This is a genomic window from Limnohabitans planktonicus II-D5 (assembly GCF_001270065.2).
Taxonomy (GTDB): Bacteria; Pseudomonadota; Gammaproteobacteria; order Burkholderiales; family Burkholderiaceae_C; genus Limnohabitans_A; species Limnohabitans_A planktonicus.
This window is the reverse complement of the sequence record NZ_LFYT02000053.1, coordinates 1-12874: the sequence shown is the minus strand read 5'-3', so window position 1 is coordinate 12874 and position 12874 is coordinate 1. Positions and strand designations below refer to the sequence as shown.

Sequence of the window (12874 nt, the reverse complement as noted above, 5' to 3'; positions counted from 1 at the left end):
GGCGTGATCGAGTGCGGCCCGGTGCCCTGCGCCAGCGATGCCCGGGCTGTTCGCTTGCTGGCGCTGCTGCACGGGCAGGGCGGCAAGGGCAGGCACAGGCCCGCCCACGGCCAAGGATCAGGCAGCCGCTGTGGTGTTGACCTGGTGCGGCTGCTGGTGGCCATGGCCTGCCCGGTAGCGTGATCGAGTCAGGCCCGGTGCCCTGCGCCAACGATGGCCGGGCGGGTTGCTTGCTGGTGCTGCTGCATGGGCAGGGCGGCACGGGTAGGCACAGGCCCGCCCACGGCCCCGGATCATGCGGGCGCTGTGGTGTTGACACGGTGCGGCTGCTGTTGGCCATGGCCTGCCCGGTGGCGTGATCGAGTCAGGCCCGGTGCCCTGCGCCAGCGATGGCCGGGCGGGTTGCCTGCTGGCGCTGCTGTGCGGTGCGGTGGCAAAGGTGGCACGGGCACGGGCAAGGCAAGGGCACAGGGACAGGCACGGCCCCAGCCACGGGCACGGGCGGGCAAGACCCCGGCCCGGATCAGGCGGGCGCTGTGTGATGTTGACCTGGTGCGGTTGCTGGTGGCCACGGTCTGCCCAGTGACGTGATCGAGTGCGCCCCGGTGCCCTGCGCCAGCGATGGCCAGCCCTTCACCTGCTGCGATGCCTTCGCCTGCCCTGATGCGCTTGACACCTACGCCCTACCCCGTGCCATAATCCGCCCAACCCCTGACCGGGGCCGGTGCTTGAAAACACCTTTTCAATAAGCGGCGCAACCTCCCCGATAGTGAGGTTTTGTCACGTCTGAACATGCCCACGCCACGGCGGCGGGGCTTTGGTTTTGGGCGGGATGGCCGAAGCGGCAACGCCCGGCGCACGTCTTATTGCGTGTTTTCAACATCCCGTCCACCCGCTGCGCTTGAAAACGTGGCGAGTGGTTTTAGAGTCTCAATAAGGAGCCTGAAGCCATGACACAAAACGTCATACACCTGACCCGCCGACCCAGCACGGCAACACCCACCACCCCGCAAGACCTGGCCAGCACTACGGCCGAAAACGTGGCCACATTGGCCGCGCACCAAGAGGCAGAAAACGCCCTGTCCATGGCGCTGCATTACCTGCGATCCAGTGCGGGCAACATCCCCGGCGCTACCCGCAAAGCGGTGCAGGCATTGGGCGCATTGAACCGCCTGAACACGGCTGTCCATACGCCTGCACCTGCTGGCGCTGGTGCCCGTGCGTTTGCATCGTTGGAGGGGTAAGCCATGACCGCAACAATTGACCTTGACCTGGTGGGCGGCGGCTTCACCGACATGGCTACGGGTATCAGTACCGCATTGAAATTGCTGACCATCCTTCAAGAGACAAACGAAGTGCCGGACGTGGCAGACGCCAACAAAAACCACGCCTTGGCACACACGCTGCATGTGTTGCTTTCCCGTATGGGCATGGTCAACGAGATCACAGGCAATGCCGTGATTCCCGGCCTGTTTGAACCCTTGGACGTGAACCGCTGGATGAATTTAGACATCCCCGGCGCTGCTGTTGGTTCCACCAAGTCAGAGGGGTAATTCATGACCACCAAGACCACCACCACACGCCGGGCCAGCAAGGCCAAAGAACGCCCGCCCACGGCCCTGATTGACGCCCTGCAAGCGGTGCCCACTGCAACACCACCCAGCCCCCGCCAACGCGCCCCACGCAAAGACCCGGGCCGGTGCGCTGTGCCCGCGCATCGTGAAGCGGCTGGGGTGCTGTCTGCCCGCTACACCATGCCCGATCACGAACGCGCTGTGATTGATGCAGCCCTGACCATTTTGGGCGGCTACCTGCGCCAGCCTGGGGCGGCTATGCACACGCCCGATGCGGTTCAAAAGTATTTGCGCCTGCACCTGGCCAACGAACGGCGCGAACTGTTTGGGGTGATGTTCATGGACTGTCAAAACCGGGTCATAGCCTTTGAAGTGATGTTTGTGGGCACGCTTTCACAAACGAGCGTTTACCCCCGTGAAGTGGTTTTAGCGGCCCTGGGGCATGAGGCGGCGGCTGTTTTCCTGGTGCATAACCATCCGAGCGGATCAGTGCAGCCCAGCCGGGCCGATGAACACCTGACCGCCACGCTGAAACATGCGCTTTCAGTCGTTGACGTGCGGGTGTTGGATCATGTGATTGTGGGCGGCGCTGCTGCGCTGTCTATGGCTGAAATGGGGTTGATGTGATGACCGCCAAGCCCAAAAACCAAGACCCTACGGCGGCTGTCCTAGAGGCCCACATTGTGGCCATTGGCGAACCATCGAACCCGCACAGTGCAAGGCGGGCCGAACTGGCGAGGCGCTTATTGGCTGACCCGGACATGTACCGGGTTTGGCGAGAACTGCGAAAACAGGATATCAACCCCTTGACGTTTTTGAGTTGGGTTCACAACTCATTCGACTACGCTGATTTTGAGGCGGTGCGCCAAAACCCGGGCGAAACCGGCAACCAACTGGACAAGATTGAACGGCTGTTGACCGACCTAAAAAGCGAGATCGAGCAAAGCCCCCTACCAAGGAATCAGGCCACGGCACAGATGGGCATAGATCACCCCAGCCTACCCCCTGTTGAGTTGTCTATTGGCTGGCACGGCATGAACCCTGAACATGATTGGATTGGCTACCCGATCAGCGTACACGGCGTTTTGTCGGTGGCATTGGGGATGCTTGCAAAACACCGTGAGCGCGAACCGCTGCGACTGGTGGCAAGGCAAAGGGGCCGGGGTGACAACGTGGAAATTGTGAGCTTTGTACGGCACATGGCCTACCTGTCCAAACACCACACGGGCAAGACATTGGCCGGTTCACTTGCCCATGTGACCAATGCAATTTATGACCCGGAGAACCCGCTAGACAAAGAAGCGGCCTCGGACATGATTAAAAAATCCCCAGCGGCTATACACCCAAAACCGAACAAAAAGGGGGGGCTTAAGACGGCCCAAATGAAGCCTTAAGCCCCCCCGTGAATCTCGTTGCACCTCAGAAGATCAGGCCAGAGCGCACCACTTCGGACGCCCTACCACTTCAAAGGATCAACATGAAAACGAACCACCAAAGCGCCCCGGCTTTGACCCCGCCCCCCCTGACGATGAAGCTTTTACGCCTGCATGGTGTGGAAGAAAAAACCGGGCTGAAAAAAAGCGCCATTTATGCGGCCATGGCAAACAAGGACGATCCCTTTCCCGCCCCTGTTCGCATTGGTGCCCGCGCTGTGGCCTGGCGCTTGGCTGACGTTGAAGCATGGATTGCAGGCCGCACAGAGGCAAGACCACAAGGGGGCGGCAAATGATTGACGCCCTGATTGCTGGACGCCTTCGCGGTGCTGTGGCGGTTCGCCAGTCCACCAACGGCAACACCTTCGCGACCTGGCGCATTGCAGCGGCGGGCAAGGATGGGGAGAGCCTGTTGTGTAGCTGTATCAGCTTTTCACAAAAGGCCATTGCAGCGATGCAAGCCCTTGACGATGGCGATTCTGTTGCCGTGTCGGGTGAGGCTTCGATATCTGTATGGGCAGACGCTCAAAAGGGCCAGTGCCACGGCCTGAACGTGCAGGTTTATGCGGTGATGACCGCCTACCACCTGGGGCGCAAACGCAAAGCGCATGAAGCGCAAAACGAGGGCAAGCAATGACCGCCGATCAAGTCGAAAAAATGCGAACCGCTGAGGCTTTGGAGTGCCTTCGCTGGGGCTTTGATGCCATGCGATCCACGCCACTGACCGCCACACACGGGGCGCGATCTGTGGCCCTGTCTGGTGACGGTGTGTTGACCGTGACCGACACCAAGACGGGCCAGCTTTTGGCTGTGTCGATGCCCGGCATGGTGTGTGAACTGGCCCCGGCCTTTGCGCCCCCGCCCAGCTTTGCCGAAGAACTGGATTGACGCCATGAAAAGCAACACTCCCAGCAACACCAAAGACCTGCAAGCCCAGCGCCTGCGCTTGCATGGTCTGGACGTGATCGAGGGCAGGCAGGGCGGCACGGCCTTTCAAAAGCTGGTGCTGACCCGTTCCACGGCAAGACCCAGCGCCAGCGCCCGGCGCTTGCCCATGCGGCGGTGATGTGATGGACAAGCCCACCAATACCCCGCCCCGCTACAACGGCATTGAAGGCCAGCGCCTGGCGATCCTGCACAGGCTGGCCAGCGGCCCGGCCACGGTGGCGCAACTGTCCACCGACTGCAACGCGCCCGATCCCCGCAAGCGTGTTTCTGAGCTACGGAGACACGGACACCCGATCAAAACCAACAAGACCGACCGCACAAACCCCGATGGTTCCGTGAACCGTGTAGGCGTTTACGTGTTGGACGTTACGGACAACCGGCAATGTGAATTGAACTTCAACCAATGACCCACCACCACACACACGAAACCACCCGGCAAGCCCTGGCGCATATCCCGGCAAATCTGCCCCGCGATGAATGGGCACGGGTAGGAATGGCGATCAAATCAGAATTCCCCGATGAAGGCGGTTATGACCTGTTCGCGCAATGGTCTGAAACCGCCCCGGGCTTCAAGGCCAGCGATTGCCGAACGGCCTGGAAGTCTTTCAAGGCGGGCGGGTCTGTGACCATGGGGTCATTGATCCACCTGGCCAAACAACACGGCTACACCTTGCCCAAAGACGGGCAGGCAGCGGCGAAGCCTTCGCCCGAAGTGCTGGCCCAACGGCAACACGATCAGGCCGAAGCACAGGCCCGAGAAGCCGAAGCCCAGCGCCAGCGACACGAAACGGCGGCTGCTGCTGCTTTGAAGGCATGGGAGGCGGGCAGCGAACAAGGCGAATCCCCATACCTGGTGCGAAAAGGCGTGAAGTCCCACGGCTTGCGCTTTGGTGCGGTGGACGGCGCTTTGATGATTCCGCTGTTCGATGCGGCGGGCAAGCTGTGGAACCTACAAGGCGTGACGCCTGAGGGCACAAAACGATTTTTGAAGGATGGCCGCAAATCGGGCCTGTGGCACATGCTGGGGGCGGTGCCTGCCCCGGCTGCTGTGGCTGGCGCTGGTGGCCGCGATGGCGATCAACCGGGCGAACATGGCGGCGATCAAGGCAGCGAACCAAGCGGCGACACCACCACCACCGACCGCGATCATGCGGCGGCTGTGCGGGTCATTTTGGTGGCTGAGGGTTACGCCACGGCGGCAAGTTTGCATGAGGCCACGGGCTACCCCTGCGCTGTGGCCTTCGATGCGGGCAACCTGGCCAAAGTGGCACACGCCCTGCGCCAGATGTACCCCGCTGCACTGCTGGTGCTGTGCGGTGACGATGACCAAGCCACGTACACCAAGACGGGCAGCAACCCCGGCAAGATAAAAGCCACGGCGGCGGCGGTGGCTGTGCAAGGTGTGGCCATTTTTCCGGCCGATCTGGCAGCGGATCAAAGCGACTTCAACGACATGCATCAAGCCCACGGCCTTGACGCTGTGCGTGACTGTGTGGTGTCTGCGATTACCGATCACGAACTGGCAACATTCGCCGCACAGGATGACGCCCCCGATGACGTACAGGACGCACCAGACGGGGCCACGCGCCCCGCAAACGCGCCCGGCAAGACCAAGCCCCCAGCACGTAAGAAAAAGCCTTCAAGCGGGGCCGGGGCTGGTGGCGATGGTGGCCACGATGACCACGGCGGCGGCGGTGCCCACACGGGCGGCAAACCTGCGAACGAGTGGGACAGATTCAGCGTGACCGATGACGGGGTGTTTTATGCCGGTGTGGACAAGGACGGCGAACCCACAAAGGCCGAATGGCTGTGCAGCCGTTTGGACGTGCTGGCCTTGACCCGCGACCAAGACGGCGGCGGCTGGGGTTATCACTTGCGCTTTGCCGATCCATTGGGACACGTCAAAACATGGGCTATGCCTGCCCGCATGTTGGCCGGTGACGGTGGCGAATACCGCGCCTACCTGATGGCGCAAGGTTTGAGGATTGGCACATCCCCACGCGCCCGAAACCTGCTGACCCAATACATTCAAACGCGCCAGCCTGAAGACTTCACCACCTGCACCGACCGCATAGGCTGGCACGGCCTGGCCTTTGTCTTGCCCCGTGAAACCATTGGTGATGAAGCCGAACGCATCGTGTTTCAAAGTGAACAGGCGATGGAAAACACGTTTTCAGTCAAAGGCACTGCTGACCAATGGCGTGACCGTGTGGGGGCGCTGTGTGCGGGTAATTCGCGCCTGGTGTTCGCTGTGGCCTGCGCCTTCGCTGGCCCCTTGCTGCGCCCTGGTGGCGTTGAATCGGGTGGCTTTCACTTTCGGGGTGGATCGTCTACCGGCAAGACCACGGCCCTGAAGGTGGCAGCAAGCGTGAACGGTGGCCCCAACTACCTGCAACGCTGGCGCACTACTGACAATGCCCTGGAAGCGATTGCAGCCCAGCACTGTGACTCGCTGTTGGTGCTGGATGAGCTGGCACAGGTAGACCCTAAAACGGCGGGCGAGTGCGCCTATATGCTGGCCAACGAATCGAGCAAGGCACGGGCAACCCGCAACGGCGCACCACGTCCCCGGCTGTCATGGCGGCTGCTGTTTTTGTCTGCTGGTGAATTGGGTTTGGCCGATCACATGGCCGAAGGCATGAAGCGGGCGCGAACAGGGCAAGAAGTGCGCATGGCAGACATTCCCGCTGATGCTGGCGCTGGTTGCGGCATGTTGGAAACCACGCACGGTATAGAGGGCGGCGGGCCTGCGTTTTCACGCCACATCGTTGAACAGGCGGGCCGCTGCTACGGTGGCCCGGGCCGCGCCTGGTTGCAATGGTTGACCGACAACGCCCACACACTGAAGGCCGAACTTCGCCAACGTATGCAGGCACTGCAAGCCCGCATGATTCCTGAGGCGGGGGGCGGGCAGGTTCATCGTGTGGGCCTGCGCTTTGCCCTGGTAGGTGCAGCGGGCGAGATGGCCACAAAGGCGGGTCTGACGGGCTGGGACGAAGGCGAGAGCGAACAGGCCGCGATCACCTGCTTTAACGCTTGGATGGCTTCACGGGGTGGGGCGGGTGACGGTGAAGTAACCGCCATGCTGCGACAAGTGCGGGCCTTCCTTGAATCGCACGGTGAAGGCCGGTTCACATGGTGGCACAGGGCAGGGGATGACCATGCAGCCAAGACGCTGAACCGGGCGGGGTTCAGGCGCATGGTGAGCGAGGACGGCAAGCCGATCAAAAACGATGCCGAACACCAACGGGAATACGGCGAGCGCATGGCGTCAACCATGGCCGAATCAGTCAGTACCGAATACTTCATTCACGCTGAGGTCTTCAAGGCTGAGGTTTGCCGGGGCTTTGACTTTGGCGCTGTGGCCCGTGTGCTGTCTGACCATGCGTGTTTGATGCCCGAAGCCAAAGGCCGCTACGACTGCAAACCCCGTTTGCCTGGGATAGGGCTTTCCCGCTGCTACCGGATCAGCCCCGCTATCTTTGCCCTGGACCTTTGAGACGGTTTGCAGCGCCCACGGTGCCCGGCCTTTGCTGGCCTGTGCTGGCGCTGCTGTCCGGGCCGGTGGCGTGATCCAGTGCCCACCGTGCCCAGCCCTTCGCATGGTGCTGTGTTGCAAGCCTGGGCTTGCCTGCACTGGTGGCCCGCCGATAGGGGGGGGCGGGCAGAACACCCTTCGCGCTGCAAATCTGAGGGCACGGACCCTGCACCATGCAAGGCAGATACCGAAGCCCACCATTGGCCACGCCTGCACGATCCAACCCAGCCCGATGCCCTGCGCCAGCCATGGCCGGGCGGTTTCGCTTGCTGGCAAGGGTACAGGCAAGGGGCACGGCCCCGGATCAGGCGGGCGCTGTGGTGTTGACCTGGTGCGGCTGCTGGTGGCCACGGCCTGCCCGGTGGCGTGATCGAGTGCAGCCCGGTGCCCGATGCCCTGCGCCAGCGATGCCCGGGCTGGTTGCTTGCTGGCGCTGCTGTCCGGGCCGGTGGCGTGATCCAGTGCCCACGGTGCCCAGCCCTTCGCATGGTGCTGTGTTGCAAGCCCGGGCTTGCCTGCACTGGTGGCCCGCCGATAGGGGGGCGGGCAGGAACACCCTTCGCGCTGCAAAGCTGGGGCACGGTCTTGCACCATGCAAGGCAGATACCGAAGCCCACCATTGGCCACGCTACACACACCAACCCGGCCCCGTGCCCTGCGCCAGAGATGGCCCGGCGGGTTGCTGCTGTTGCTGGCGCTGCTGTCCGGTGTGGTGGCAAAGGAGGGCAAGAGCACGGCACAGGCACAGGCACAGGCGGCGCTGTGGTGTTGACCTGGTGCGGAGGGTGGCCACGGCCTGCCCGGTTTGGTGATCCAGTGACCACGGCGGCAAGCCTTCAGCCGGACGTTACCGGACTTCAATTCAAATCCAAGTTAAAGCGGTGCCCGATGCTGTTGTGACTGTGTTGTGTTGCCTGTTTATTAAGCAAAATCAGGGGATAACTAATTTTCTGCTGTGTATAACCCTGTTTTTGTCCCCGCTGTCCCCGCTGCTCAAAAAGTGCGGGGACAGCCGCAAGCCCCTGTTTATGCGGTGTCCCCGTTGTCCCCGCTGTCCCCGCACAAAAAAACAAGGTGGGAAGCAAAAAAGCAGAAACGCCCGCCATTTGTTCCCCGGTTTGGCATGGGCTTGCCTGCACTGGTGGCCATGGGGAGGGGGGGTCAAATGTTTGAAGCTTGCAGCCCCGGAAACCGCACGGTTCCCCACGCGCGGATTTTTTAACGAATTTTTTGGGCTTTAACAGGGTAGACCCCAAGGGGGAGGGGGGGCCAAAAACTCTGAGGTCACAAGCGCCTAAACCGGTCGGTTCCCTTCGTTCGCAAAACCGCGAAATGGACAGGGGGGAGGGGTCAAGGGCCACGCCCACGCGATCCAGTCCGGCACGGATCAGGGCGGGCGCTGTGGTGTTGACCTGGTGCGGCTGCTGGTGGCCACGGCCTGCCCGGTGCGGTGATCCAGTGCCCACGGTGGCCAGCCCTTCACCTGGCGATGTGTTGCAAGCCGGGCCGGGCATGTGCCCCCACTGACCGCCCGATGTGCCCCCACGGGCAGGACATGTGCCCCCACCGACTGCCCAATGTGCCCCCACGGGCCGGGCATGTGCCCCCACTGACCGCCCGATGTGCCCCCACGGGCCGGGCATGTGCCCCCACCGACTGCCCGATGTGCCCCCGGCTGTGCCATTCGCTGGGCCTTGCTTGGGGTGCATTTGAAATGTGCCCCCACTTTCGGAAAATGTGCCCCCAAATGTGCCCCCATGTGCCCCCGGAAGGTGGCACACTTCAACGAACCACAATGGACAATGAAAACGGGTTTTCAGAGGGGAAATAAAAAAATCCGCACCGTGCTGAACGTGTGCGGATGCAGGTTTGGTGCCCCCGACAGTCATCGAATTTAGACCGCTAACCCGCATGGATTGGAGCTTTCGTTTTCAGTGTGGTCAAATGTGCCCCCAAATGTGCCCCCACACTGCGAAGGATACCCCCATGAAAATGACCGATGCGAAGCTACGGACCCTGACCCAGCCGGGTAAACATGCTGACGGTGCAGGGCTTTACCTGGAACTGACCCCAGCGGGCGGCAAGTACTGGCGCATGAAGTACCGGCACGGCGGCAAAGAAAAGCGCCTAGCCTTTGGGGTGTACCCGGCTGTAAGCCTCAAAGATGCCCGGGAAAAAGCTGAAGCGGCCCGCAAGCTGCTGCAAGCCGGTGGCGATCCTGGCGAAACCAAAAAGGCCGCGAAGGCGCAAACCGTCTTTGAAACGGCCAACACCTTGCAGGCGGTGGCCGCTGACTGGATGGCGCACCAGTCAACCCGCTGGGAGCCTGCAACCAAGGCCCGGGTTTTGGCTTCGCTTGAAACCGACATATTCCCCGTGCTGGGTGCCCGCCCGCTGGCCAGCATTCGCCCCAGCGAGGTTATGAAGGCGGTTCAAAAGATCGAGGCCCGGGGCGCTGGCGATCAAGCGGCCCGGGTGCTGCAACGGATCAAACAGGTTTACCGATGGGCTGTGACCCATGAGCGCATAGAGGCTAACCCCATGCTTGACCTGATGCCCGGTGAGATTCTTAAACCCCGCGAAGTGAAGCACAGGGCCGCGCTGTCTGACCGTGACTTGTCCGGGTTCCTGGTGAAGTTGAACGCCTACGAAGGCGACACCAACACGGTGCAAGCCCTGCGCCTGCTGCTGCTGACCACTACCCGCCCGGGTGAAGTGCGCGGCGCACGTTGGAGCGAGTTTCACCCAGCCGAAGCCCTTTGGATCATCCCCGCCGACCGAATGAAGATGCGCGAAGAGCACAGGGTTCCGCTGTCACGCCAAGCCCTGCAAGTGCTGGAAACAATGCGCCCGATCAGCGGTGACAGGGAATTGGTTTTCCCTTCGCCCTTCTACCCCTCAAAGCCACTGAGTGAAAACACGTTCAATTCAGCATTGGCCCGCATGGGCTACAAAAACACGGCCACGGCGCACGGGTTCCGGGCGCTGTTTTCGACCGTGACGAATGAACATGATCGAACCCTGCGCGATGTGATCGAGCGCCAGTTAGCCCACAAGGAGCGTGATCAGGTGCGGGGCGTTTACCACCGATCCACCTACATGAAAGACCGCGCCAACCTGCTGCAATGGTGGGCTGACTACCTGGACCAAAAGGAAAAGGGGGCCGAAGTGATCGACCTGGAAGCGCACAGGGCGGCGTGATGCAGCCCCGGCCCTGATGTCCAGCGCCAGCAAAAACCGCCCACCGAGGCGGTTTTTTTGTGCCCGGGCGGGGTGTTTTACATTTTTGGCGGCTGCTAATTTCCAAAAGTGCGGGGACAGCGGGGACAAATTGCAAGAATTCAGGATTCATGCGGGTTTGCAGCCGTTTGAGGTGCGGGGACAAAACGGGGACAAAGCGGGGACAGTGCGGGGACAATATCAGTATGTGAAAAAAATCACTCATACATATACATTCATCCCCTTCAATCGTTCGTTTTTGCCCCATGCCTTGCCCTGTGTGGTGCCCTTCGCCCTTGCTGCCGCTGGTGGCTCGATTGATTCCCGCCCCGGTGCCCTTTGCCTGGTGCCCAATGCTGCACGGCCCCGGCCTGCAATAGACCGCCCCGGAAATGGCCGCGAAAAGGGTTCCCCCATGGCCCCACCTTTGGCGGCGCTGCTGTCCGGCCTGATGGCCTGCTGAACTGCTGAACTGCTGAACTGCTGAACTGCTGAACTGGTGCGGTTCGCTGGTGGCCACGGCCTGCCCGGTGGCGTGATCGAGTGCGGCCCGGTGCCCTGCGCCAGCGGTGGCCGTGCGGGCGCTGTTGTCCGGAGCGGTGGCAAGGGCAGGCAAAGGCCCCCCACGGCCCGGATCAGTCGGGCGCTGTGGTGTTGACCTGGTGCGCTTTCTGGTGCCCACGGACTGCCCGGTGGCGTGATCGAGGGCAGCCGGTGCCCTGCGCCAGCGATGGCCGGGCGGGTTGCTTGCTGGTGTTCACCTGGTGCGGTTCGCTGGTGGGCATCGCCTGCCCTGCTGGGTGATCCAGCGCCCACGGTGCCCAGCGCCAGCAAAGCCCGCGTTTTGTTTGCCCGCCTGAGCACTGCCCGGCCATATGGGCAATGCAAAGACCTTGCCTGTCATGCCCAGCCGTTCACATGGCCCTATTGACCTATAATTTTTATATGTCACGCAAACCAACAAAAAACCAATGGGAGACACTGATACGGCATTTGGCTGTTGAAAGTGGCAGCGTGTTTTTCACACGCCACGCACTGGCCCGGATGCGTGAGCGACACATCACACGGCTGCAAGTGCTGGAGGTTTTGCAACGAGGCGTGATAAGGCGTGAACCTGAGCCGGATATCAAAACAGGGCACACCCTGTGCCGCATGGAGCGGGCTATTACGGGGCGAAATATCGGGGTAGTGCTGGCGCTGGAAGACGCCAGCGCCGGGGCTGGAATTGTTGTCACTGCGTTACTGATTGGAGAATGACCATGTACCACTACACAGACGGGGGCTTGCAAAACGTGCGGCTTGTCAACGGCTACCGGGTGCAAAAAACACCCTATGGCCAAGCGGTGGCGATTGATGACCTGGAAGGCTTGACGCAAACCATTTGCACGGCCCTGACCAAGAAACCATCCAAGCTGACCGGGGCCGAATTCCGTTACCTGCGAAACGGCCTGATGTTGTCCCAGCCCAGCCTGGGGCAAATGCTGGGTGTGAGCGGCCAAGCTGTAGCCCTGTGGGAGAAAACCGGGCGGGTGCCCAAAATGGCAGACGCCATGATTCGCCTGTTCTACACGGCCCACACCAACGGACACGAACAGGTCAAAAACATCGTCACGGCCTTGAATGAATCCGAACGATTCACCGTGACCCTGAGCGAGACGGCCAAAGGCTGGCAGGCCAGCACAGAGGCCACGGCCAAACCTGCACGAACCACCACACGCACCACGCCACGGGCCAAACGCGCCCCCCTTGCAGCCTGACCCCTGCACCCACGGCAAGCCCTGCAACAAACCGCCCACGGGCGGTTTTTGTCCGTCTGTGGTTGTTGCTTGCGTCTGAGCTGGTGGCCATGGCCTGCCCGGTGGCGTGATCCAGTCAGGCCCGATGCCCTGCGCCAGCGATGGCCGGGCTGTTCGCTTGCTGCTGCTGCTACACGGGCAGGGCGGCAAGGGCAGGCACAAGCCCGCCCACGGCCCCGGATCAGGCGGGCGCTGCGGTGTTGACCTGGTGCGGCTGCTGGTGGCCACGGCCCGCCCGGTGGCGTGATCGAGTGCGGCCCGGTGCCCTGCGCCAGCGATGCCCGGGCTGTTCGCTTGCTGGCGCTGCTGCACGGGCAGGGCGGCAAGGGCAGGCACAGGCCCGCCCACGGCCAAGGATCAGGCAGC

17 protein-coding genes and 1 pseudogene are annotated in these 12874 nt (G+C 62.1%); 15 read left to right on the top strand and 3 right to left on the bottom strand.

All coding sequences use genetic code 11. From position 1 onward, the window contains the following. Positions 1 to 183: hypothetical protein (locus H663_RS41805; RefSeq protein ID WP_165803976.1), on the top strand; the 183-nt coding region annotated here is incomplete at its 5' end. A 110-nt stretch (positions 184 to 293) separates the two neighbouring features. On the opposite strand, the gene H663_RS41440 is transcribed toward H663_RS41805, so the two are convergent. Then, on the bottom strand, positions 294 to 572 hold the full coding sequence (locus H663_RS41440) for a hypothetical protein (RefSeq protein ID WP_133240089.1): 279 nt from the start codon (positions 570 to 572) through the stop codon (positions 294 to 296). 378 nt (positions 573 to 950) lie between these two features. Between H663_RS41440 and H663_RS40450 the strand changes: the two genes are divergently transcribed. The 10 genes and pseudogenes from H663_RS40450 to H663_RS40410 all read left to right on the top strand — a co-directional run bounded on the left by H663_RS40450 (position 951) and on the right by H663_RS40410 (position 7454). Next, positions 951 to 1244: a hypothetical protein gene (locus H663_RS40450; RefSeq protein WP_053172038.1), complete on the top strand. Its 294-nt coding sequence runs from the start codon at positions 951 to 953 to the stop codon at positions 1242 to 1244. Between the two features lie 3 nt (positions 1245 to 1247). Beyond that, positions 1248 to 1553 (top strand): hypothetical protein, encoded by a 306-nt coding sequence (locus H663_RS40445; RefSeq protein WP_053172040.1) that lies wholly within the window; start codon positions 1248 to 1250, stop codon positions 1551 to 1553. A 288-nt stretch (positions 1554 to 1841) separates the two neighbouring features. Continuing rightward, positions 1842 to 2201, top strand: a pseudogene (locus H663_RS42335) (JAB domain-containing protein); the annotation flags it as partial. Further along, positions 2201 to 2968, top strand: a complete 768-nt coding sequence (locus H663_RS40435; protein ID WP_053172046.1) for a hypothetical protein — start codon at positions 2201 to 2203, stop codon at positions 2966 to 2968. The pseudogene H663_RS42335 and the gene H663_RS40435, both read left to right, overlap by 1 nt. Before the next feature lie 83 nt (positions 2969 to 3051). Further along, a complete protein-coding gene (locus H663_RS40430; RefSeq protein WP_083451142.1) occupies positions 3052 to 3303 on the top strand; it encodes a helix-turn-helix transcriptional regulator in 252 nt (83 codons plus the stop codon). Then, on the top strand, positions 3300 to 3644 hold the full coding sequence (locus H663_RS40425; RefSeq protein WP_053172048.1) for a single-stranded DNA-binding protein: 345 nt from the start codon (positions 3300 to 3302) through the stop codon (positions 3642 to 3644). The genes H663_RS40430 and H663_RS40425 overlap by 4 nt, the downstream gene beginning before the upstream one ends. Continuing rightward, complete coding sequence (locus tag H663_RS40420; protein ID WP_053172050.1) at positions 3641 to 3895, top strand: hypothetical protein; 255 nt, start codon at positions 3641 to 3643, stop codon at positions 3893 to 3895. Before H663_RS40425 ends, H663_RS40420 begins: the two co-directional genes overlap by 4 nt. A 4-nt stretch (positions 3896 to 3899) precedes the next feature. Continuing rightward, the gene (locus H663_RS41800) at positions 3900 to 4073 is read left to right on the top strand and encodes a hypothetical protein (RefSeq protein ID WP_165803975.1); all 174 of its coding nucleotides are present in this window, start codon (positions 3900 to 3902) and stop codon (positions 4071 to 4073) included. Between the two features lie 4 nt (positions 4074 to 4077). Further along, a complete protein-coding gene (locus H663_RS40415) occupies positions 4078 to 4362 on the top strand; it encodes a helix-turn-helix domain-containing protein (RefSeq protein WP_053172053.1) in 285 nt (94 codons plus the stop codon). Then, on the top strand, positions 4359 to 7454 hold the full coding sequence (locus tag H663_RS40410) for a DUF927 domain-containing protein (protein ID WP_053172054.1): 3096 nt from the start codon (positions 4359 to 4361) through the stop codon (positions 7452 to 7454). The genes H663_RS40415 and H663_RS40410 overlap by 4 nt, the downstream gene beginning before the upstream one ends. 896 nt (positions 7455 to 8350) lie before the next feature. Here H663_RS40410 and H663_RS41435 read toward each other — a convergent pair. Then, the gene (locus H663_RS41435) at positions 8351 to 8599 is read right to left on the bottom strand and encodes a hypothetical protein (protein WP_133240088.1); all 249 of its coding nucleotides are present in this window, start codon (positions 8597 to 8599) and stop codon (positions 8351 to 8353) included. An 880-nt stretch (positions 8600 to 9479) separates the two neighbouring features. On the opposite strand from H663_RS41435, the gene H663_RS40405 reads away from it, so the two are divergent. Further along, positions 9480 to 10694 carry a tyrosine-type recombinase/integrase gene (locus H663_RS40405; protein WP_053172188.1) on the top strand — a complete coding sequence of 405 codons (1215 nt, stop codon included), beginning with the start codon at positions 9480 to 9482 and terminating at the stop codon, positions 10692 to 10694. Positions 10695 to 11347: 653 nt separating this feature from the next. Here the strand turns inward: H663_RS40405 and H663_RS41795 are convergent. Beyond that, entirely contained in the window at positions 11348 to 11497 is a 150-nt protein-coding gene (locus H663_RS41795; protein WP_165803974.1) for a hypothetical protein, read from the bottom strand. Positions 11498 to 11630: 133 nt separating this feature from the next. Between H663_RS41795 and H663_RS40390 the strand changes: the two genes are divergently transcribed. From H663_RS40390 to H663_RS41790, 3 genes are all read left to right on the top strand, one after another. Then, positions 11631 to 11969, top strand: a complete 339-nt coding sequence (locus H663_RS40390; protein ID WP_165803973.1) for a DUF4258 domain-containing protein — start codon at positions 11631 to 11633, stop codon at positions 11967 to 11969. A 2-nt stretch (positions 11970 to 11971) separates the two neighbouring features. Then, positions 11972 to 12469 (top strand): helix-turn-helix domain-containing protein, encoded by a 498-nt coding sequence (locus tag H663_RS40385; protein WP_205872766.1) that lies wholly within the window; start codon positions 11972 to 11974, stop codon positions 12467 to 12469. A gap of 124 nt (positions 12470 to 12593) precedes the next feature. Further along, positions 12594 to 12755 carry a hypothetical protein gene (locus H663_RS41790; RefSeq protein WP_165803972.1) on the top strand — a complete coding sequence of 54 codons (162 nt, stop codon included), beginning with the start codon at positions 12594 to 12596 and terminating at the stop codon, positions 12753 to 12755. The last annotated feature ends 119 nt before the right edge of the window (positions 12756 to 12874 follow it).

Coding starts and splice junctions, on each gene's coding strand:
- H663_RS40450 (WP_053172038.1), top strand. CDS start 951: ATGACACAAAACGTCATACACCTGACCCGCCGACCCAGCACGGCAACA.
- H663_RS40445 (WP_053172040.1), top strand. CDS start 1,248: ATGACCGCAACAATTGACCTTGACCTGGTGGGCGGCGGCTTCACCGAC.
- H663_RS40435 (WP_053172046.1), top strand. CDS start 2,201: ATGACCGCCAAGCCCAAAAACCAAGACCCTACGGCGGCTGTCCTAGAG.
- H663_RS40430 (WP_083451142.1), top strand. CDS start 3,052: ATGAAAACGAACCACCAAAGCGCCCCGGCTTTGACCCCGCCCCCCCTG.
- H663_RS40425 (WP_053172048.1), top strand. CDS start 3,300: ATGATTGACGCCCTGATTGCTGGACGCCTTCGCGGTGCTGTGGCGGTT.
- H663_RS40420 (WP_053172050.1), top strand. CDS start 3,641: ATGACCGCCGATCAAGTCGAAAAAATGCGAACCGCTGAGGCTTTGGAG.
- H663_RS41800 (WP_165803975.1), top strand. CDS start 3,900: ATGAAAAGCAACACTCCCAGCAACACCAAAGACCTGCAAGCCCAGCGC.
- H663_RS40415 (WP_053172053.1), top strand. CDS start 4,078: ATGGACAAGCCCACCAATACCCCGCCCCGCTACAACGGCATTGAAGGC.
- H663_RS40410 (WP_053172054.1), top strand. CDS start 4,359: ATGACCCACCACCACACACACGAAACCACCCGGCAAGCCCTGGCGCAT.
- H663_RS41435 (WP_133240088.1), bottom strand. CDS start 8,599: ATGGCGGGCGTTTCTGCTTTTTTGCTTCCCACCTTGTTTTTTTGTGCG.
- H663_RS40405 (WP_053172188.1), top strand. CDS start 9,480: ATGAAAATGACCGATGCGAAGCTACGGACCCTGACCCAGCCGGGTAAA.
- H663_RS41795 (WP_165803974.1), bottom strand. CDS start 11,497: ATGCCCACCAGCGAACCGCACCAGGTGAACACCAGCAAGCAACCCGCC.
- H663_RS40390 (WP_165803973.1), top strand. CDS start 11,631: ATGGCCCTATTGACCTATAATTTTTATATGTCACGCAAACCAACAAAA.
- H663_RS40385 (WP_205872766.1), top strand. CDS start 11,972: ATGTACCACTACACAGACGGGGGCTTGCAAAACGTGCGGCTTGTCAAC.
- H663_RS41790 (WP_165803972.1), top strand. CDS start 12,594: ATGCCCTGCGCCAGCGATGGCCGGGCTGTTCGCTTGCTGCTGCTGCTA.